The organism is Novipirellula methanifontis (assembly GCF_052161655.1).
In the GTDB taxonomy this organism is placed as follows: domain Bacteria; phylum Planctomycetota; class Planctomycetia; order Pirellulales; family Pirellulaceae; genus Novipirellula.
Genome location: NZ_CP197418.1, coordinates 6,876,647 through 6,897,269, shown reverse-complemented (window position 1 = coordinate 6,897,269; position 20,623 = coordinate 6,876,647). Strand labels below are relative to the sequence as shown.

The following is a 20,623-nucleotide window of genomic DNA, read 5'->3' as shown; positions in this document are numbered from 1 at the left end:
TTCACAGCGTTGCGTCTTGGCGCTAGTATTTAAACGAAAATTTCAAAGTTGACCGAAGGGATGCCAGCAGCACCAATGAGCGTGTCCTTGCTCTTTCCGCCATCGAGCAGAATGTTGCCATCGACTTCAACGGTGCCATCACCGATCAGCTCAACCGTGTCAGAGCCATTACCGGTCTCGATCGTCAGATCTCCCCCGGCTGCAACGCGTGCACCGCTTTCCGCCGAAAACGTCACCACATCGCGACCGTTACCGGTTTCGATGGTCAACGATCCTCCTACCAAAACAGACGCAGAATCGTGGGCCAAAAATGCCACGCGATCCTTGCCTTGACCGGTCAAGATTGCCAGCTCGCCCCCCGCCATCACATTGGCAGTATCGCTTACACCAAACACAACGCGAGAATCTTTTCCCTGTTGCATGTCGATAGCCAAGTTGCCAACAGCAACGACACTCGCATCATCACTGGCGTTAAAGGTAACATCATCGCGTCCTTGCCCGGTGTTGATCGTGAGCGTTGCCTCCGCTGTTACGACAGCGCTGTCCTTCGCATTAAACTCAACCGTGTCTCCGCCCGCTCCAGTATCAATCGTCCACGCATCGCCGACTCGAAAATCGGCGTCCACGCTCGCGTTAAAACTCACCAAGTCGGCACTCTGACCGGTCTCGATTGTCAAGCGACCACCAACATAAACCACGGCACCTTCGCCAGCGTCAAAAATGACGGAGTCATTTCCCTGGGATGTCTGAATACTGACGTCACCTTCGATCACACCTAAGTTACCGAGTTCAATTTCGTCGTCACCTTGAAACGTTCGTATCACGATATCTGTAACATCCGCTGCTGCAACCTCGACATCCCCCGTCACCGTAGTTGTTTTTAGCCCCTTTACACGCAGTGAATTTTCATCCCTGACAATCTCAAGCTGGTTGTCTCTTGCGTCGCCCTCGACTAGCCACAAACCATTGTCCAACGAAACGGTGACATCACCCGCCAATAGATTTCGCTGCTCAAGTTTCTCCGCGCGTAGTCTGCGCGTTCTTCGTTGGCTACTCACATGCTTTCTCTTCGGCATGGACATCATTGGTATTCTCCGTGAATGGATTGTGATAACAGACTCTGCCGCTACGAAGCATGTTATGTGCCAAGTACGTAAACCGTCCCCTTGTGATCCTGATTCGCAAGCGACGTCGTTCCATGCAGCTAGCGGAGCGGCTGATTTAACGCGTCCGCGCGCCAAATCATCTCGCTCGACGATTTCAACACCGGCCCCGTCGATAGTTTGTATCCTTGGTGCTCTATCGCGCGACCGATGACAGCACTGCACAGTCAATCTGCACTAAGTTTTAGTGCTTAAACATCCGCTACCATTTTCGGAGGCAAATCGGATCGGAACAGTCGTGGTAGCAACGACCGCAATCGAACGGTCTGCTGGTTGGCAGAAAGATTGGAATCCGGCAAAGTTTTAATCATCCTGGCATCGCCGCCTGACATCCTTTCACGGAATTGGAGCCCCTTTTCGTTATTCCGATGCAAAGCGATTGCAAGCACCAACTCTTGCCAAGCGTTCTCAGCAGTCCGAAACAGTGATGTGGCAGGAAGAGGAAGAAGGCATCGTTACGGTACCAGAATCTTTCTGTCGCATGAATCTTCCCGTCTGCTCCTGAGTAAACATTAACCACAGAGGAGGCGATCCCTGCAGCGTTGTGAAAACTTGCCGCGATAAAGCACAGAAAACGCCAACAGCTCGGAGAGACACGCGACATCGAGGTGGACGTTGTGCGGTCAACTAAGACGCTATACTTGAAATTGATAAAAAACGACTGACGCTCCGGATTCGATCGCTGCACAACAGTAGAATCACCTTTGGCGTCTGGGGACGATTCAACAATGCCATCTACATTGACACTAATCGGGTGATTTTTGTAGCGGTGCGGCGCAAGCCGCCCGGCCTAAATCGAACGTTTTTACACGCTGCAGCCGGACGGCTCGCGCCGTACCGCTACCAAAGTAGATTGCATTGGGCGATTTAAGGTACGCGTTCGATTGAGAATGACAGAGGTAGGGGGACCTCAACCATGATGTTTACGGTGTTGAGATTCTTGATTGTGAGCATGTTATGTGTCCCGGCGGTCTTTGCGCAAGAGAAAAGAAAAGCTGACGTGAACACTTGGAAACAGTACGTCGGAAAAACTGGCCCCAGTGGCTGGCGTGTGAATGTGATCCAGCCGGATCCCGAAGACCATGGACCTGACGGATTCAATTACCATGACTGGGACGGTGACGGAGACCTGGACGTGTTCGTCAATTTTGAAGAGGGCGGATACAGCCGGCTATACTTCAATCCCGGCAAGAATAAAATCCGCGAGCTTTGGACCGACTACATCGAATTCAGCAAGCACGGTAAGTGCGAGGACTCCGGAATTGGTGATCTCGATAGTGATGGCGACATCGACTACATCGCTAATGGCGGTCACATCTATTTCAATCCCGGCAAGAGAGAACTGAGAGATCCCAAGAAATGGACGCGGATGACTCTCTTTACGCATGAGGCCCGCAGTCCGGTGGTCAGTGACATCGACGGAGACGGCCTTGATGATCTCATCGTCGGTGCAAGGGCCTGGTACAAACAGCCAGCTGAAAACAAACACGATGCCACTTATTGGAAACGCTACGAACTGGGCGAGGCGAAGTGGCCCATGAGTTGCATCGTCAACGATATCGACGGAGACGGCGACAACGACATCCTCGTTCAAGAACGCAAACAGCAGGGAACGTTCTATTTCGAGAATCCCGGCAAGCAGAAGGTAACGAATCGCTGGCCAGTCAAGGTAATCGATACTTCGATATCGGGCATGTTCATGGTCCTGGGTGATGTGAATGGCGACGGACGTCTCGATTTGGTCAAGGCCGCCAACAAAATCTGCATCTACCTACGCACCAATGACGGCGGCCCGCCCGTTTATAAGAAGATCGAGGTGGACAAGCCGGCTCAGCCGGACGGCGTCCTGACCGATGGCAAGCCCAAAGGGGTTGCACTTCTCGAGATGAACGGCGATCTGGCATATCCAGAAATTGTCATCATCCCCGAATACGAGGCACAGTTGTGGTACCTGAGCCTGTCCGGCGACGGCATGTCACCAGAATCCTGGACGAACACGCTAATGGATCTGCCGTCGCCGGAATCACGCAAGAAGATGGATAATGCCTTCCTCGTTGACCTGGATGGTGATGGCGACATCGAGATTGCGACGACCGAAGAAAACGGTGGCTGGGGCGTTATTTGGTTCGAAAATCCAACGAAGAAGTAATTTCATTAAGCGGAGACGATGCAATGATTCGATTTAAATGGATCAATCAAAGCGGATCGCCGAAATGACAACGATGTTAAACAACTAATAAAGTCCGAAGGCCGGTAACTCTGCTTGCAAGAGAATGATTCATGATCCGACTGACAATCCTTTGCCTGTTGATCGCCGCTCAACCATTTTGGACTCGGCAGCTATGGGGGCAGCACATCAGTTGGCCTGACCCGGTTGCCAACGATGTGTTGCCCTATGCGACCGGCGGATTGTCGCACGGCCCTTTGTTGGGCGGTATAACGGATAGATCCGTCAAGGTGTGGGTGCGAACTCGCGTGGCAACTGAGTTCACCGTCTTGTACGGGCAAACCTTGCCACTCAGCGACGAATCCGAGCAAGTGATCGGCAAAACGAGTGAAGAAAGCGATTTAACCAGTTCGGTGACACTGACGGGACTGCAGGCCAATACGCGTTATTACTACGCGATTGAAATCAACGGCGTGCTCCCTGATCTACGACCTGATGTGACCGAAGTATGGCCTTCGTTTAAAACGCTTCCCAATGAGACTTCGTACGTCGACGTCGCGAACAATCCAAACGGACTGTTCAACGTGACATTCACTGTGGGGCATTGCGCTTCGCAGGATCCCGACGTCAGCGGCGGCATGTACACCAGCACGCCGGCGTACGACATGATTCGCAAACATCATGCCGACGAAGCGATGTTCGGTATCGTCAATGGCGATGTGATTTACGAAGAGTTGCGTGACGGAACGTTGGGCGGGGTTCGAGACAATTACAAACTGTACTTCTCACGCGGCCGTTCGTTTGCATCCTTGTTTCGATCGATGCCTGCGTTTTTCACTTTTGATGATCACGACGTCGGTTGGGACATTCATGGATGCGGCGAAATTGGATTAGGCGAAGGACGACACTTGATTCGCGATGTGGGCCTACATGCTTACAGCGAGTATCTTTCTTGGGCCAATCATCGCGGGCTTCAATCGGGGAAACTTCGTTTCGGCAACGCAAATGTGGCCGCAGGCAGCGATGTGTTGTCCGATCCCGCTGCCGATTTCACGGCTTTGGATCCGGCAACGGTCAGCACCATTCACTTGGGGAATTACACTCGCACGGAAAAGCTCGTTCCTAAGCGAAATGACGCCCCCAAGAACGCTGGCGTCTATGGACTAGCCAAAGTCGTCGACGCAACTCACTTGCAAATCACGCCGTCAGCCAAGGCAACCGAGCGACTCAGCTACAGCATCGGTACACATCACTACTACGATTGGAAAATCGCCAACTGTCATTTTTTTGCACTCGATACTCGCGGTGAACGATCGAATCGAAATCCGCAAGATCGATCCGATCCCAGTTTGTTCATTCTCAGCGAGGCACAAGAAAGATGGTTCATCGATGGCGTGCGGAATACGGACGCGGAGTTCATCTTCGTGATCTCACCCGATCCCTGGGTGATCTATCACACGGCGGCCCACGTTGGCGGCGATGACCAAGATGACAAGGGAGACGGTTTTCCTTCGTTTTTGGTGCAACGCGAACGATTGCTCAACGAGCTAGATGCGGTGAAGAAACCGATTTTGATTTTCACGGGTGATGTGCACGCCGCTGCGTCGGTAAAAATTACCGACAATGTCTACGAAATGATGTGTGGCCCGCTTGGCTCGACCGGGCATCCCCTGGGAACGCTTGGCAATCCGCCAACCGGCGGCAAGTGGAGCAGTATGGGACGCGACGTTCAGGTTCGTTGGGTGTCGGGATTTCCCAACAATTTGCCCTACCAAAAGATTCGCAATACGTACTATGGAATCGTGCAGGTGAACAACCTATTGAAAGTTGCATCGCCGGACGGCGGCTATCAATTCAGTGCGTATGACGAGCCACAAGTTGTCGTCCGCTGGCACGACGGCTATACCGGCCGGTTAGTCTATGCAGAATCCATCACCGTCGGTGACGCCAAGTAGACGGAGGCGGTCGGTGGAAATCTAGGTGCCTGTAAATCATGTACCCGGCACCGATTACGCTGTTTCGCTGGAGTTTTCTTTTCACCGGGGCTGCCCTGTTCGCGAAAAGCCGCGACGACCGTCAACGCGATGACCACGGTCAATCACGCCGCCGTAGACGCGCATACGCTGTTGATTTGGAAACGTAATGGCCGCCACATCACTTAAGCCGCTTGAAGAAATAAATCAATTTCGCCGACGCGCCGTCTTTGACGAGTGACTCAACATCAACCAGTTCCCAACCTTCGCCACCCAACTGGACAATCTTGCGACTTGTCTCCGCGTCTCCAGGACCATCTATTGCATCCACGGTCATCGCCAGATGTTCCCACGACCGCCGAGGCTCTTCCGTAGCCGATTGCGAACTCTGAGCAGACCATGTGAACGCCAGCAGCATCACGATCACGGCGACCATGGGCAATATCACAATTTTGGGACTCATGTTTTGTACTCTTTGGTGACAGAAAACAATTTACTAACGGAACTCGATGACAATGCGACGGTATCGAGTGAGCGGTGGAGTTCCGCTGTCGGTGACTTGTAGGACGATGTGTAGCGACTTTCCTCTCGCGTTTGTCGGTACTTCAAATGTCGCTTTTGATGCCGTGCTTTCTTTCAATATAGCCTCGCCACGATAAGTGCCCGGTTCTGCGTAGACAAACCAACGATACGACAGCTCGTCGCCGTCCGGATCGGTCGTACCACTGGCGTCTAGCGTCAACTCGCTTCCGACGGCCGCACCTACTCGCAGAACTGCCGCCGTGTCGTCGTTTTGGCAATGGATAATCGGTGCATGGTTCGCATCGGTGAAGTCTTTGGTGACACACCAATCAAGCCTCGCGCGAAAATCATTCTGCATGTGTTCCGCCCAACGCGATGCCGTGTTGTCGCGGCTCGTCTTGCCATTGACGGCATCTTGCTGGTTGGCCCAGAAGAACGGTGTCCCGTTCGGACCCGCATTGTTGAGCGAATCTCCGCCGCGAGGTCCATAGCGTCCGGCCCATCCACCCCAAGTCGGTTCGTTCGGATCGCTCAGTCCTGTAGGAATCAAATACACGAACGTCCAACTGTCTCCTTCCTTCGGCGTCGTGTACAGCGTACCTAACGGACCGTGATTCTCTTGCACGTCGCGGCGAACGTCAAAGCCGCCGGCATGCTCGGTCAGCGGTCGAAACCGGTGATACCAGCGACCGCCGATGTCGGGATATCCGGTTTCGATGTGCAAGGGGATGAGATCCTCGTGCCCTTGCCGAGTGCGTCCGGGCCCATCCAGCGTACAAATGCGAAACTTCCCGACGAACGCTTCATATTCAGCCGCAGAACGCTCCTGTTTCACCTTGTCGAATGCTCGCCGCAGATTGCTGATCGATCCGCTGTTGCTGCCCCAGTTGCCGTACCAGATCGGACGAGTGTCGTCCCGATCGGCGGCGGCAATCAGCAGGTCCACGCCTAAGTCTGAATCGTTCCATCCCGGAACAGCCAAGTGACGCAAGCTTGCGGGTTCGGGATAGTTTTGAGCGTGCCGTCGCAGTGAATCGTACACGAGGGCATAGGCATCGAGGTAACCCAGCAACAGTTCGTAGCCATTGTTTGCTTTGATCCCTTTGTGGTTGCGGACGGGGTCACTGTGGAATTTGTTGGCGGGCCGGTCAGCAATGATCCCTTCCACATCCCACTCGTTGGAATACAGCAGGAACCGCACCAGCGATGCCTGATCGTCCGCGTCACCACCGATGTCGGTTTCCACAATCACTCGCAGCCGCTGTGAGTCAGTAGCACGAACCGGAGAGAGACACAGAATGGCAACGCACACGGTTGCGGAGATAACGGCGATTTTGCGATAAATCATTTGCTCGAATCGTACTTCGTCATGAGATGAAGAACCAACAGAGTGTTGCCGAAACATGTCGAAAGTCGCACTCGGATTTCAATTGCAGAAAATGATTGACAGAAAGATGACAGCCGGATGCATTTTTCTGCCATCCACCTGTTTGTAACAACTCTTGCATTTACCATCGCTAGCTCGCGGATCATTTCACGTCTTGTTTCAATGTCAACTTCCCATGGCGAACCGAAAAATGATCTTCGCCGGAGAACACCAAATGGATTGTACTGCCGTCATCGCTGATCCACTTGGTTGGAATGCTTGCGGTTTCACCGGGGCCAACGTCCCACCGTTCCGTAAAGAACACGGTTGTCCACGGTCCCCACGGTTCGGGCGCGTCATAGATGGCAAAGCCTCCTTCGAAGCGTGTATCTGGGCCGGGAATGATCTGACACCAGAGGTAACGATTTATGGCTTGATTGTAGCTGATCCCCGAGCGGTAGCAGTTGCCGGGATGCGTGAACACGGCACTGCGTTTTTCAACGTCCTTCGTCCACAGCGGGTTGAGGGCATTGTCGAGTCCAGCGAAGAAATCATAGGACTCTCGCTTGGTGATATCTCTTACTGGCACGCGAGCGAGGACCATGCGATCAGCGGGCTTGTATGCGCTGTCGTGGTCCTGCGAGTAGACGTAAACGAATTCATCGCGTGCGCCAGCGTAGTTGCAACCGAAGTTCAGAAATGTTGGGCAACCAAAGCTCTCGGTAAATTTCCAGTCGCTCCATTTCCATGTGATTCCGTGATCGGTCGACCAGCCGAGTTGTGAATTTCCGGCGTTGCGTGCTAGCGCGTACAGAGTGCCGTCAACCATCAACAAGCCGCTCGCCTTAATTCCGCTCGCACCGTCGCCATGCGTCTCGAACGACGCGGATCGCAGATTCTCGGCTTTGAAGTTATCCGCGTCGCCGCGAATGCGACTCAATCCCATACTTAGCTTCTTGTCGACGAACGGTTCAAATCCTTTGCCGTCACCGTAAGCGGTGTAAAGATTGTCGTCGTCGGCCCACGTCACCGGCCAATTGTCGCCGCCGCGCGCCTGTCGAGTGATCGACGATACCGGAGCCCAGTCAATGGCCGTGATCAGCGGACTCGGCGGATAGGGCGGAGTTGCGGCTGCCAACCGCTCTGTGGCTGACTTCTGTTTTGAGTTTTGTTTGAGTTCCAGTGAATTGTCCAACTGGGGAGCTGACGTGAGCTGAGTCGCAATCTGCGGAATCCCGTCGTCCTTTGGAACCACCTGACTTACCTTCGTACCCGTCGCAGCCACGATCGGTTCGAGGAACGGTTTCAGCACATCGTAATGTCCGTCTCCGTTTCGTTTCCAAGATTGCCCAGCACGAGCAATGACGATATCGAGACTTGGGATCACAACAATCAAGCTGTCGTACAGACCCCACGACCAATACGCGTCTCGCGGAACATTCTGCAGCGTGCCATCAGCATTGTTCCACCACAGCAGTCCGTAATGGTCGGAGGCATCGCCATAGTTCTTGGGATCGACTTCCGGCAGACCGACCACGGCCGGCACCGTCGTTCCCGCCTGTTTCACAAAGTCTTCGGGAAGTAATCGTTTGCCTTTCCATTGGCCGCTACGCAGATAGAGCAATCCGAAACGTGCCATCGCATCGACGTTCGCACTGATGCCCGAACCGAACTCGCGGCGTGGAATGCCATTGATCTCTTTCGGGCGATAGCTGTTGTTGCGCCATGTGAGGTCTTTGCGTGTGATTCCCATCGGAGTGAATACGCGATCAAACATCAGCGTTTCAACGTCTTGTTTGTAAGCCAGCGTGACACACTCGGCCAGCCAGTTCGGGCCGCCGTCGCTGTACGCCCACTTCGTTCCCGGCTCAAAAATCAGTTCTTCGTAGCCGCCCGGTTTTTCAAAACCAGCAGTTTGCGTGGCGAGTTGCAGAATCGTGATCTTGTCGATCCAGCCGGTGGCAGCGTTACTCTCGGGCGGAGTACCGAAATCGGGGTGATGCTGTTTGACCTGATCCGAAAGTTTGATCTTGGCATCAAGTATCGCGACACCCAGCGCCGTCGCACCAAACGACTTGGTCGTCGACTTTAGGTCGTAGCGATTTTTCAAATCTCCCCACGACATCACCAACTTTCCGTCGCGAGTGATGTACCCCGATCCGCCGCCGGTGAGCGCATAATCGCGGGCTTTCTCAAGCTGCTGCTGATCGAGCCCAACGGCTTTCGCGTCGGCTCTTGTCCACGCTTTCCCGGGCCATGACTCGTCGGCTGAAACATGGATCGGGCACAACATCGCCACCAGGCATAGCGGCCACAATCGATTCTTAACAGGAATGGAGTCAGACATGGATGCGTTCACTCGGCGTGGAATATGTCAGCGGGCTTGCGATCTCTGAAAACACGCAGAGGGTTTGCTGAAAAATGCGTGACCGGAAATATTGAAAGCGAAGGGGGCAGCTTTCATGTTTCCGTGACCCCAACAAGTCACGCACGGATTGAATCGACCTCGGCCATTTTTCGTTTCTTGGGACCGAGTCGATCTTTGACGTCCATGGCGGTCAGCATCGTGTTGTAAACGTCCAGCCCTTCGGCATTAACGTCCATGATCTGGCCTGTTTTGAAGCGACCACCCGCGCCAGTGATGGCATGAAAGACACCGGAGAGTTCCCGTTTGACGTCGTTGTGACGTCCATCGCCAGATTCGGTCGAGATCGTGATTAGCGAGTTATCCAAAATCGTCTTGCCATTGGCGTCGACGGAATCCTTATCGTCCAGTCGGCTCAGGAAGTAGGCCACTTCACGCATCTTCAAGTGGGCGTGCGCACGTAGCTGTTCGTTCTTCTTCTTTTCGTTGAACTGGTGCCACCATTCGTGGCTGCAGCCTTTGTCGCCCGAGGCTTTGTGTTGAGCCGCATCATCGAAGGCGAAGACCTTGCGGCCGTCGTATTCGTAGTCGCCCTTCAAGCGAATTCGTTCACCCGCGGCCAGGAAAGTCAGTGAACCAAAACGAACGCGATCCATTTGAATGGCAAACGCATACAGATCGGCCATCAACCGCCATTCGCTGGTGAGTTCATCCACGGTGATGTCTACGCCCATACCACCGGGATCGGCTGCGCCGCCGTGTAACAGCTTCGATTCAGCGGGCAACTTCGGCCCGCCATCGGTTTTTGATTTCATCGCGTACGCACGCTGCTCGAACTCGCGGATCCGTTCCAGATGTTCGACGATGCGTGCTTTGGAGGCCTTGCCGAGCGGTGAGTTGGCTCCGGTGTAGAACTTGTACTCGTCGGCAACGGTATCGAGCACGCTGCGTTTAAGTCGATCACGCCGAGCGTCGCTCGATTCGTTTGGCATCGCCAGTGATCCAAAGACCCGCTCAAACACGTCGCGAGGTTTCTCCTGCATTGTCGCGGCCACAGTTCCGTCCGGGTTGAAACTGTGAACGTAGCGACCGACACGGCTGCGGCGGAAAAACGTGCCAGCCACCAGCGTCGGCACCATACCGGGCGGCAGACCGTTCGGATTGTGAGCGCGGCGAACCATCTGGTCAATCGAAGCACCGCCCGCTTTGGCTTCTCCGTCCGGCGGTTCGGCCGTGAAGGCTGCTGTCGCACCGTCATAGTGCGCGTTGATTCCTTTTTCGTCGGCACGGACATGGTCCACCCCCCGCATGATCAGCAACTTGTTACTTAGCGGCTTGAGGGGTTCGAGTACACCAGCAAAACCCTCTTTTTGCAGTGGAGAGGGAATGCCAAGGCCAAAGAAAACGTTAAAGGCCCGCGCAGGAACGGTCGTCTTCTCGGCGGCGTGCGCCGTCGAAACCAACATCTCCTCAAGGAACGGCAGCCCGATGGTGATGCCACCGAACCCTTTAAGCAGCATACGTCGATCAATACAAGTATTCTTCATTCGTTCGTCTCCGGGCGGGGGATGGTGGGTAGTTTACAGGAAGATGATTGACAATAAGATGAAGGCAACCGCGTTTCATTTTCCTGTCACTCATTTTTTTTATGTCTTATTTCCGTTGCCCCGACTTCTGCACGAGATCGCTAATCACAATCGCGGTCATCAAACTGGGGTACGTTCCGCCGGCTGATTGAGCCGACTTGTGGATTGCGGCGACGATCGGTGCATCGGCGGCGGTGAGAGGGCGGCCCAGCGCAAACTGCGTGACCTTCCAAGTTAGACTCTCACGAACTCGGTCGCTCTCGGACAGCACTTTCATCAGCTCCGCCGACGACTGGTACTTCACCGGCTTGGCGTCGCCAGGAAACAGCACTTCGCCGTCGTCTCGCAGCTTGTTTCCAAATTGGTCCTGCTCGTGAAAGGCGCCGACGCCATCAAATTTTTCCAAACCGAACGCCAACGGTTCAAAACGCACATGGCAGACACCGCACTTCACGTCCGCGATGCGTTGCTCGGCGATACCACGCTGAGTCAATCCGGCTTTGGTGGGCGGTGGCGTTGTATTGACGCAGGGTGGCGGCGCATTAATCGTGCCACGCAGCAGATCGTCTAGCACAAACAACCCTCGCGAGACCATCGACGCACCATCGCCCCCGACGGTCAACACGCTGCCCTGTGTTAGCAATCCGCCACGACCGGGAACGGACGAGACGTCGTAACGCAGCAAACCTTTGCCAGTAGGTTTCAGTCCATAATGTTTGGCCAGTTCGGGCGTTGCGTACGTGAACTGAGCGGCCAGCAAGTCGGATAAGGGGCGATTCTCTTTCCACACCACGTCGCCGAAGTAAGCCAATGTCTCGTCTCGCATGTCATCGGCGAGTTTTGCGTTCCAGTTTGGAAACCGCTTCGGATCGGGACGCATGTTCTTAAGCCGCGCCAAATTAAGCCATTCGGAAACAAATTCCGCGGATCGATCCTTGGCCAGCGGCTCGTTCAGCATTCGTTTTACTTGAGCATTCAACTTCGCAGCGTCCTGCAAATCTCCGCGATCGGCAGCCTGCAGCAAAACTTCGTCTGGCGGCGCTCCCCACAGGATGTAGCTCAACCGTGAAGCCAGCTCGTAGGAATCGACTGCGCGTGAGCCGCCTGCTTCATTCTGGCTTTCGATTCGATAGATGAATCGGGGCGACTGTAACATCGCTTCGATCGTGTAGGTCATGGCCTGCTTAAAATCACCCCCGGCACTGGCGACCGTGGTCGTGATGCCGCTGTATGCGTTGATCTCACGCTCATTGAGCGGTCCGCGAAATAACCATTTTCCCATCGCCGCGACATGGTCGCGCATCGTGTCATCGGTCGACAATTTGGTGCTCTTGGAAAACCTCGCCGCGAACTTCATCACATCCATGCGTTGGACCGTGATGTCGGCCAAGCGTGCATAGGCTTCAACGTGCTTTAGATCGACGCTCAGGTTGTATGCCGTGTTGCGAAATCCGTCGGCTCGTAGGTCCGGCGGCAGAATCGCGTGAGCTTCCTTGGCGATATCGACCCCCACGGCGCTACGAACTGTGGTGATGTATTCGGTGACCGTTAGTCGCTGTACCCAGACATCGCTGCTGCCTCCGCCGTGCAAGTAAATCACGGGATCGATGCGATCGACTGAATAGACCGCTCCGCTATCGAGCCAGCTCTTCAGTGCGGCCTTTTCATCACTGCTCAGTGGAGCACGATCCTTGGGCATCTCATCAGACGACACTGATTGCCAAAGTAGGCTGTCTGCTGATTTCCCCGGCACGATCACCTCGCCGCTTTCACCACCCGCTAAGGCCGCAGTCCTTCTGGATAAATCCAAATCACCTTTTTTGATTGCCGAGTCGTGACATTCCAAGCAGTGTTTGGCAAACAGGGGAGCCACGTCGTGGTTGAAGAGGCTTGCTGAAACCGACGCCAGGCTCGGCGGCTTGGGGGGACTAGGTTTTGAACCCGCCGCAAAGTTCTGCTTCACTTCCTGCTCCGAGAGCGCGGAATCGAAAATCGCCACCAAGTGCAATTCACCGATCCATGGGCGGTCACCGGTGCTCTCATTGGCGAGTGTCAGCCGATGTTTTGCGTCCCAGTTGCCAAAGTCTCCAGCCACGTTTCGGTTGGCAACTTTCCGTCCGTCCACATAGACCGTCGCAGTTCCCTTGCGATCGCGAGTGAAAACAACATGTGTCAATTTCGTTTGCAACGACTTCCCGGGACCGGCCGTGGAGGGCAGTCCATTGCGATCGGTCTTGGTCGAACGCAGGCGGATATCCACCATGTTCTTGTCTTGCCCAAGCGTGACGTTGCGTTGACTCGTATCCGAGGAAAGCGAAACGATTCGCGCTGGTCCCGCTTGTGAATCGTTTGCAGGTTTGATCCAAGCTTCAATGGTGATTTCGCCGGACCGCTTGACCGAGTCAATGATTTTTGTGGCGGGAGTAGCAGAAATAATCGAGGTCGAAGAACGAATGACTAATGCACCGTCTTTCCAGTCAACGCCTTTCGCTGATTGGATCTTCAGATCCAGAGGCTTCCCCGTGCCAGAACGATCACGGACGATATCGCCCTGGCCTTCGTCAAACGTGTACAGCGTCTGCAAATGACTCGAAACACGCTGGGCATTCGCCGAGACAACGGAAAAGAGCGAAATGGTCGTGACCAACAGGTACGCAATCGCTTTTCTCGTTCCCGATAGCTTTATTTGAGCTTTTGTCATACGTCAGTGGACCGCACATGTTTGGCAAGGGGGATTCAGAGGCAAAACCTCTTTCACCCCTTTATATGCCGACCACCTGTATTTGTGTCACCAAAAATGTTGAGTCTATTTTCTTACGCCAACCTGGATCGGTGCCGCTGCATGGCCGGCGCGAAAATTCTGTTTCGTTTCGTCTGGGGAAAGTGCACGACTGTAGACGGCCACTAGAAAGTATTCGCCTTGCCAAGGGCGGTCTCTCGTCAACTCATTACCGAGCGTTAAGCGATAGTTCTTGTCCCAAGTCGAAAAGTCGCCGGGACGGTCGCCGCTGGCACGCTCGATTCCGTCAATGAAAAGATGGTGGCTGCCCTCCGCACTGCGTGTGTAGACGACGTGGGCCAAGTCGGCGGCCACCGAATTGTCGGCGGAAGTCAGTTCAGGAATTCCATTTGTCGTGGTTTTGGATGTTCGCACCCGCCCAATGAAGACACTGCGATCGTTGGCCTCGGAAACCAGTTCGTCGTCGCCTCCGTGACCGAGCGTGAAATTGCGATTGGACGTGTTATTGGACAATGTCACGATCCGCGCTGGTCCCGACTGACTCGCCGTCGTTGGCTTTAACCACGCTTCGACCGTCAATTCGCCAGACTTGCGGCAGGCATCAATGATCTTTTTGGCCGGTTTCGTGGACGACAACATCGCGGAGTCTCCAATGCGGAGTCCGCCGCCGGGCAACCAATGCGCACCGTCCATTTTATCGAGGTGTAAGTCGAGGGACGCTGCGACCTTCGAGACATCGTGGACGACGTCTCCCTCACCTTCGTCAAATCGATACAGAGTAATCAGCCCTTTGCTGACTCGCGGTTCCACTGGCTTCGCTGCCAACGTCGATTTCGTTTCCGCCACGGCATATTGTCCCTGTTCAACATCAATAACCGTGGAATTCTTCATCCCCCTGGCGCGCACTCGCCCTTCAATTACATCGAGTCGCGACATTTCAGCGTCCGCTTGCAACGTAAATCGCGTCCCCAGCACTTGAAATTTGGCAAAAGGAGTCGTTATCTGAAGCGATTTTCCTGGGGTCTGTTTCTTCACATGTGCTGTCAGCGTTCCCTGTTGCAGTTCCAGGTACTTGCTGGCAGCGTTGAGCCGAGTCAACTCCAGTAGGCTGACCTGAGTCTTTGGTCCCAATGTGATTCGCGTCCCATCGTCGTAATGGATGGCGGCGACGGCATGCTCAGGAACATTCACCACATCTCCCGCCTGCAAATCCAGTCCGGCCGTGGCTACGGCTGCAACGCCGTTACGCGTGATCGACACCTCGTTTTTTGCGAGCCCAATGTGCGCGTCTGCGACTTCGATGGGCTGCTGAAGATAAAAGAAACCTCCGATGCCGACGGCTAGCAACACACTGGCCGCCAGAACCATTCTCCACATTGACGACCGGGTTCGTTTTGGCTGACGAGGCGATTGCAATGTGCCCCAGTTGATCGGCAGCGAATCGAGCAAGTCATCTTCAAATGCCGGTGTGTGGTCGAAATCCGTCTCTTGCACCCTGAGCGTCGCCGATTGGGCTACGTCAAAACCCTTCACGCGGCTTCGCAACGCGGTCTCCACTGCACACAGTTCTGCATGCGTCTGACACGCTGCGGGATCGCCATCGAGCAACGCTTCGAGTTCGGCACGCTCCTCACGGTCGATGACGTCGTCAAGCCATTTCAGGGTAAGTTCTTCGAGCCGTTTCATGTTGTTTCGCCAGCGATGCAGTCGTGAAGCTGAATGCGGGCCCGGCATAACACGTTGCGTACCGCTCCGGATGTCATTTTCATTTCCTCTGCGATGCGGTCGCAACTCCAGTTTTCGTAGTATCTCAAATTCACAATCTTTGCGGATCGGTCAGCCAGTTTCTTCAGGCATTCTGCCAGCGACGAATCCAGTTCCCGTTCAGCCTCGTCAGCGATCTCGTCGTCGATCCATCGTCGAGTAAGTTGCTCGGCATAGGCGTTCAAGTGGGTGCCATACCGTATCGACCGACGCAGTTCCTCTCGCACAACGTTTCGCGCGATCACTCGAATCCAGCTCCCAAATTCTCGCCCTGCTTCGAATCGGTCCAACGATCGATACGCATTGATGAATACCTGCTGAACGAGGTCTTCGGTGGAACTTCGGTCGTAGAGCATGGCATTGACGATGCGCAGCACCGAATGCTGATATCGATCAACGATAGCGGCGAACGCCTCCGTGCGGCCGTCCAACACCGCCGCGATCAGCTCGTCTGTTGTCAGGTCCGTCTCGGGATTCAATGATTTTGCCATCGATTCATAAAACTGTATGCCAACCAAGTGAAAATGTCACACCCGCAGGAGAACTCGTGATCCACTTCCTACCGAGGCTAGCGTCTAGACGCAACGCTGTGAAGCATTTTTCCTTATAGGGTTTGTGCATTCTTAGCGTAGCGGAAGTCGTCAAGACTTTCGTTCCATCGCGGGTGCCCTCCGACACTCTTGGCGAGTTGAGCTACGAGATGCGTCACAGCGACGACTCACTTGGGCAGGCCGATCACGCCAGTACCGTTGATCTGTTTTCGTTGACGCTCATTCGGTGGCTTGGTTGCGGACCATCAATTCATCGATCAATTTCTCAAGCGTGTCCGGTAGCCCTTTGATTGCCACGTAGCGATGCCGTTTTTTGCTGTCAGATCTCCATTCGCTGTGTCCGTCCGAGTCGATGATGACGCGGCCAGGCGGGCTGATCGTCCAGTACTCGTCCTGGACACCACGAACGGCTAACAAGACGGCGGCTTGATCATGGGCAGGTTTGCCGTGGTCAATCGCAGTGCCACCGAGGTACGGACGCAGTTCGAACGCACGGCGGACGGGATTGTCCGAGCCGCACACCTGCAACGACGTACCGCATCGCAGGGCAGCGCCCACTTCGTAGCCTTGCCAGATGATTTCGCCTGGCCAGCGATTGGTCACGCTGACGGCTGCTGCGGGGTCGAGGCGAAGGTTCGTTTCCGGTTTGGCCGAACGAGGAAAGTGTCCTCCCATGATCACCGTCTGTTTCACCTTGGCTCGGATCAGTTCTTCACCGCTCAGTGGACTGTGCTGGTCACCCGACGAGTTCAACAGGTCTTCCAGATTGCTGAGAGCTCCGACGCTGCAAATCACAACCGAATGGTCGTCCGCAGCCGCCAATGTTTCGCGATAAAGGCGGAGCGCGTCGGTGCACTCTTGGTCAACTGCGCAGTCATGAGAGAACTCCTTCGCCAGTGCCGGTGTGTAAGAACTTGGGCGGTTCCATTGAACCTTCGCACCGTCCTTGTCGGTCGCGATCGGGACATCACCGCGGCCGTAAAACGTGTTGATCGCATCGCATGCGGCTGCCGAGAGCCCCGCCGCATCGGCGCGATTGGTGATGACGGCAAGCAGTTTCGCTTCGCCTCGGTCGGCCAATTCATTCAAGATCGCCAACGCGCCCGCATCATCGCAATCGTCAGCCATGTCGGTGTCGAAGATAACGGGAACGGGCATAACGGGAACAGGATCCGCAGCACTGACGTACGACGTTGCAATCATCAAAAGGCAGAGTTGGACAAAATATTTCATGGCATCATGGTGGGGGAGACACAAGGTGACGTTTGCGACACTCAAAATCGCGCACCGTACTTTTGCGTAGACAACATACAAGATTCTCGATCCGAAAGTGGCTGCGGATCACCGGGACTCTTTCTTCCCAGCTATTGGCAACGCACTTTTCACAGCACGCAGGATTGTCATCTCGGAGCATCAGACTGTGATGGCCTAACGGATAACGTCCTATAGGAAGCTGCCTTTTGAGCCGCGTTTGACAGCAGGTTCCAAGAGAAACGCGGTCTGTGTCCACCATCTTGCAAAGACGCCAGTTCGGTTTCTACCAGAAATTAGCGCAAAACGACGGTGCTATTCGTGTTTGAGGTTCGTTTTGATGATTGAATCGGGCATGACATCGCCATGCAATTCTTGGTAAAGATGAACTCTCGCCAATCCGAATTCCACGATCCTATTGCAAGCATTCGGTCTGCCATGAATCTGAATCACAGCAAAACCTCGGCGGCACGAGCACGCGGCCCTGCGGTGGGTACGGTCACCCTTCGAGACGAGGACATTTTCCAGCCTGCCACAAAACACGCTGCCAAGAGAGCTTTTTTGAGCGTCATTCGCAGCCGTGCGGACATTGGCGTCCATGCATTTTTGTCGGGACCGACCGTGATCGGTCGGAGTCCGACTTGTACTTTTCCACTTCACGACATGAAAGTTTCCGGGCATCACGCAACCATCACCCCGACGGGAGATGAAGGGTTTACGATCGTGGACCTCAATTCGACCAACGGAACGCGAGTGGACGCCGAGCAGGTCGTTGGGCAGAGGCCGCTTAGAGACGGCGACAAAATTTTCGTCGGCGAGACCGTCCTTCGTTTTTCACTTGCCGATGAACTCGATATCGACTTTCATAGTGAAGTTGCGGCTCTGGTAGGCACCGATCCGCTCACCGGTCTTCCGTCCAAGCGACGGTTTGACGAAGCGCTGGAGTTTGCGTTCCAAAATTCGCTCCGTGGCGACATGCCGCTCTCGGTTTTGATGATGGACATGGACGGCGTTAAACAAATCAACGACACCCATGGTCACCTTTATGGCGCGCACGTGATCGGCGAAACCGGACGGTTGATCGCGAAGGTGCTTGGGCAAAACGGTCGCGCTTGCCGGTTTGGTGGCGACGAATTCACGGCCTTCCTGCCGGGCCACGATCTCGCGTCAGCATGTTCCGTCGGGGAACAGATTAGAGAAGTGGTGGAATCTGCGGGAATGGAAAAAGACGGTATTCCCTTGCGTCCCACCATTAGCATCGGAGTGTCGGCGCACACTCCAGCGTTTTCCAACACTCTGGCGTTGATCACTAGTGCGGACGTGGCTCTTTATCGCGCCAAGAGCCGTGGCAAAAACTGCGTCGCAACTTAAGCATGTGAGAAAAGCGTACGCTCGATCCCGTTGCGTATGTGCCATTGATGACTGATTCTCGTGAATCAACGCGTTAAAGGCTGCTTGGTCGAGCGTTTCTTTGGCAGACAATTCTTTGGCAACTCGCTCGAGATCGTTCTCGGCTCCCGTGCTAACCTCGCGGTACTGGATATCCTCTGCTGCTCGGCCGCCGAGCAGGCCTCGGAGCCGATCGAGTAGCTCCGGCTTGGTCATGATGAACTGTTCACTGATCGGCAGTTGGTCACGTACGTCGGGGCGATTCGTAGCGACATGCGCGGAAGCGGGCATGTGAGGCTCATAGTGGGCAAACTCGGTCACTTCTAAGTGGACGATCTCGTCACCGGAGACCTCCACGAGGGATTGGATTTGTGCAGGCTGCATGTTTCCGTGAGCGACAATCGCAAGCGAGTGAACTCTACAAGCACGACACCACTTGGCAGGTAGCGAGAAGAGTATCGCCAGGAAAAAATACACCAACGCAACAGAACAAAATCTGTCAACGAAAATATCACTTTTATACCTTGACACCTCGTGACCTTACGACAGATCATGTGTTTAGGTGCACGGTTGGTCGATTGGCGACGGATTTTTGAAATTCCCGAGCTCGCGGCATCAGGGCATTTGTGTCTGATGCAGCGCTGCGGGTGCTTGTCACGGGGCTTTTTCACGGGGGCAAGATGGTCGCCGTGTTTGCTACCAAGTCGCTGAACCTCATTTGGCACAGTGAATGCGATACATTGAGAGTCGATTTCTGAATATGGAATAAGCTTCGAGGCTGTCATCTATCGCAAAACAGCCTGGAAGCCGATCCACTACGGCATTGTTTTTTAAACCAAAACGTATCGTCGGAACGCGAGGTGACGACATCAAAATTAATTCGCTCAATCCCGACGCGGTGATGCCAGACAGTGTGATAATCGTGTTGTAGTCTCCGTCTACAAATGAAATGGGTGCCACCTCGTGTTACTCAAGTATTTCGACGACAAACGACTCGCCCGTAGAAGCGATTCACCTTTGACCAATTTTCGGGAAAGCCAGGAATCGCGACAATACTCACCAAACGAGAGAAACGATGACAAGACTGAATCAAAACAACTTGCTCATGTTGCCACTCGTGGTGGCCATGTTCATGATGGCCATGTTCGTCATGGGGTGCAAAGATCGCGGTGAACAGAACGCGCCAACGAAAGGTGCAACGTCAGCGGGGCAAACGGAGCTTCCGGACGTAGAGCGTAGTGATGATAAAAGCACTCCGTCACCTGACAAACGCCGAGCGGTAGCTGCCAAAGCGAAGGACGCCTTGTTCACTCGGCTCTCCGCAAGACTGATGGAAGTCATGCAGTCCGAGGGACCGGCCGCGGCAATCAACGTATGCAGCAACGAAGCGATCGCGATCGCCGAAGCCGTTGGGAAAGAACACGGTGTCGAGATCGGTCGCACCTCGTTCAAATTGCGTAATCGTGCCAACGCTCCGCGGGACTGGGTGAAGCCGTTCGTCGAAGAGCGTGTTGACACTCCACAGTACACTCCGCTTGGCAACGACAGTTTGGGCGCGGTTTTCCCCATTCACATGTCCGTCAAATGTTTGATGTGTCACGGCGGTGAAAACGACGTGCTGGACGTCGTGAAGCTCGAGCTTGCAAAGCGATACCCCGACGACGAGGCAACAGGATTTAAACTTGACGACCTTCGCGGCTGGTTCTGGGTCGAAGTGCCAAGCGATGCTACGTAGGATCATTCGACGAATAACGGTCCTTCGCTAATTTCATTCGAGTCACTCACG

At 54.5% G+C, this 20,623-nt stretch carries 13 protein-coding genes and 1 pseudogene; 4 read left to right on the top strand and 10 right to left on the bottom strand.

What is annotated here, in order from left to right; translation table 11 throughout:
• Positions 1–29 precede the first annotated feature (29 nt).
• Positions 30–1,085 carry a hypothetical protein gene (locus SH528x_RS25055; RefSeq protein WP_442506180.1) on the bottom strand — a complete coding sequence of 352 codons (1,056 nt, stop codon included), beginning with the start codon at positions 1,083–1,085 and terminating at the stop codon, positions 30–32.
• A gap of 1,078 nt (positions 1,086–2,163) precedes the next feature.
• On the opposite strand from SH528x_RS25055, the gene SH528x_RS25050 reads away from it, so the two are divergent.
• The gene (locus SH528x_RS25050) at positions 2,164–3,312 is read left to right on the top strand and encodes an FG-GAP repeat domain-containing protein (protein ID WP_442506179.1); all 1,149 of its coding nucleotides are present in this window, start codon (positions 2,164–2,166) and stop codon (positions 3,310–3,312) included.
• Positions 3,313–3,443: 131 nt separating this feature from the next.
• A complete protein-coding gene (locus SH528x_RS25045; RefSeq protein WP_442506178.1) occupies positions 3,444–5,285 on the top strand; it encodes an alkaline phosphatase D family protein in 1,842 nt (613 codons plus the stop codon).
• A gap of 199 nt (positions 5,286–5,484) precedes the next feature.
• On the opposite strand, the gene SH528x_RS25040 is transcribed toward SH528x_RS25045, so the two are convergent.
• The 8 genes from SH528x_RS25040 to SH528x_RS25005 all read right to left on the bottom strand — a co-directional run bounded on the left by SH528x_RS25040 (position 5,485) and on the right by SH528x_RS25005 (position 17,430).
• Complete coding sequence (locus SH528x_RS25040) at positions 5,485–5,766, bottom strand: hypothetical protein (RefSeq protein ID WP_442506177.1); 282 nt, start codon at positions 5,764–5,766, stop codon at positions 5,485–5,487.
• A 33-nt stretch (positions 5,767–5,799) separates the two neighbouring features.
• Complete coding sequence (locus SH528x_RS25035) at positions 5,800–7,173, bottom strand: nucleoside hydrolase-like domain-containing protein (protein ID WP_442506176.1); 1,374 nt, start codon at positions 7,171–7,173, stop codon at positions 5,800–5,802.
• A gap of 181 nt (positions 7,174–7,354) precedes the next feature.
• Positions 7,355–9,538 (bottom strand): serine hydrolase, encoded by a 2,184-nt coding sequence (locus tag SH528x_RS25030; protein WP_442506175.1) that lies wholly within the window; start codon positions 9,536–9,538, stop codon positions 7,355–7,357.
• Positions 9,539–9,675: 137 nt separating this feature from the next.
• The gene (locus SH528x_RS25025; protein WP_442506174.1) at positions 9,676–11,103 is read right to left on the bottom strand and encodes a DUF1552 domain-containing protein; all 1,428 of its coding nucleotides are present in this window, start codon (positions 11,101–11,103) and stop codon (positions 9,676–9,678) included.
• A 106-nt stretch (positions 11,104–11,209) separates the two neighbouring features.
• Positions 11,210–13,843 (bottom strand): DUF1592 domain-containing protein, encoded by a 2,634-nt coding sequence (locus tag SH528x_RS25020; RefSeq protein WP_442506173.1) that lies wholly within the window; start codon positions 13,841–13,843, stop codon positions 11,210–11,212.
• Between the two features lie 105 nt (positions 13,844–13,948).
• Entirely contained in the window at positions 13,949–15,568 is a 1,620-nt protein-coding gene (locus tag SH528x_RS25015) for a LamG-like jellyroll fold domain-containing protein (protein ID WP_442506172.1), read from the bottom strand.
• Positions 15,565–16,137: an RNA polymerase sigma factor gene (locus tag SH528x_RS25010; protein ID WP_442506171.1), complete on the bottom strand. Its 573-nt coding sequence runs from the start codon at positions 16,135–16,137 to the stop codon at positions 15,565–15,567. The genes SH528x_RS25015 and SH528x_RS25010 overlap by 4 nt, the downstream gene beginning before the upstream one ends.
• A 279-nt stretch (positions 16,138–16,416) precedes the next feature.
• Positions 16,417–17,430 carry a nucleoside hydrolase gene (locus SH528x_RS25005; protein WP_442506170.1) on the bottom strand — a complete coding sequence of 338 codons (1,014 nt, stop codon included), beginning with the start codon at positions 17,428–17,430 and terminating at the stop codon, positions 16,417–16,419.
• 456 nt (positions 17,431–17,886) lie between these two features.
• Here SH528x_RS25005 and SH528x_RS25000 point away from each other — a divergent pair, with 456 nt between their 5' ends.
• Entirely contained in the window at positions 17,887–18,819 is a 933-nt protein-coding gene (locus SH528x_RS25000) for a diguanylate cyclase (protein WP_442506169.1), read from the top strand.
• A gap of 174 nt (positions 18,820–18,993) precedes the next feature.
• On the opposite strand, the pseudogene SH528x_RS24995 reads toward SH528x_RS25000, so the two are convergent.
• Positions 18,994–19,053: pseudogene (locus SH528x_RS24995) on the bottom strand (hypothetical protein); the annotation flags it as partial.
• Between the two features lie 859 nt (positions 19,054–19,912).
• Between SH528x_RS24995 and SH528x_RS24990 the strand changes: the two are divergent.
• The gene (locus tag SH528x_RS24990; RefSeq protein WP_442506168.1) at positions 19,913–20,572 is read left to right on the top strand and encodes a c-type heme family protein; all 660 of its coding nucleotides are present in this window, start codon (positions 19,913–19,915) and stop codon (positions 20,570–20,572) included.
• The last annotated feature ends 51 nt before the right edge of the window (positions 20,573–20,623 follow it).

What these genes read in the sequence shown, in the direction of transcription:
- SH528x_RS25055 (WP_442506180.1), bottom strand. Translation starts at nt 1,085, where the DNA reads ATGATGTCCATGCCGAAGAGAAAGCATGTGAGTAGCCAACGAAGAACG.
- SH528x_RS25045 (WP_442506178.1), top strand. Translation starts at nt 3,444, where the DNA reads ATGATCCGACTGACAATCCTTTGCCTGTTGATCGCCGCTCAACCATTT.
- SH528x_RS25040 (WP_442506177.1), bottom strand. Translation starts at nt 5,766, where the DNA reads ATGAGTCCCAAAATTGTGATATTGCCCATGGTCGCCGTGATCGTGATG.
- SH528x_RS25035 (WP_442506176.1), bottom strand. Translation starts at nt 7,173, where the DNA reads ATGATTTATCGCAAAATCGCCGTTATCTCCGCAACCGTGTGCGTTGCC.
- SH528x_RS25030 (WP_442506175.1), bottom strand. Translation starts at nt 9,538, where the DNA reads ATGTCTGACTCCATTCCTGTTAAGAATCGATTGTGGCCGCTATGCCTG.
- SH528x_RS25025 (WP_442506174.1), bottom strand. Translation starts at nt 11,103, where the DNA reads ATGAAGAATACTTGTATTGATCGACGTATGCTGCTTAAAGGGTTCGGT.
- SH528x_RS25020 (WP_442506173.1), bottom strand. Translation starts at nt 13,843, where the DNA reads ATGACAAAAGCTCAAATAAAGCTATCGGGAACGAGAAAAGCGATTGCG.
- SH528x_RS25015 (WP_442506172.1), bottom strand. Translation starts at nt 15,568, where the DNA reads ATGAAACGGCTCGAAGAACTTACCCTGAAATGGCTTGACGACGTCATC.
- SH528x_RS25010 (WP_442506171.1), bottom strand. Translation starts at nt 16,137, where the DNA reads ATGGCAAAATCATTGAATCCCGAGACGGACCTGACAACAGACGAGCTG.
- SH528x_RS25005 (WP_442506170.1), bottom strand. Translation starts at nt 17,430, where the DNA reads ATGAAATATTTTGTCCAACTCTGCCTTTTGATGATTGCAACGTCGTAC.
- SH528x_RS25000 (WP_442506169.1), top strand. Translation starts at nt 17,887, where the DNA reads ATGAATCTGAATCACAGCAAAACCTCGGCGGCACGAGCACGCGGCCCT.
- SH528x_RS24990 (WP_442506168.1), top strand. Translation starts at nt 19,913, where the DNA reads ATGACAAGACTGAATCAAAACAACTTGCTCATGTTGCCACTCGTGGTG.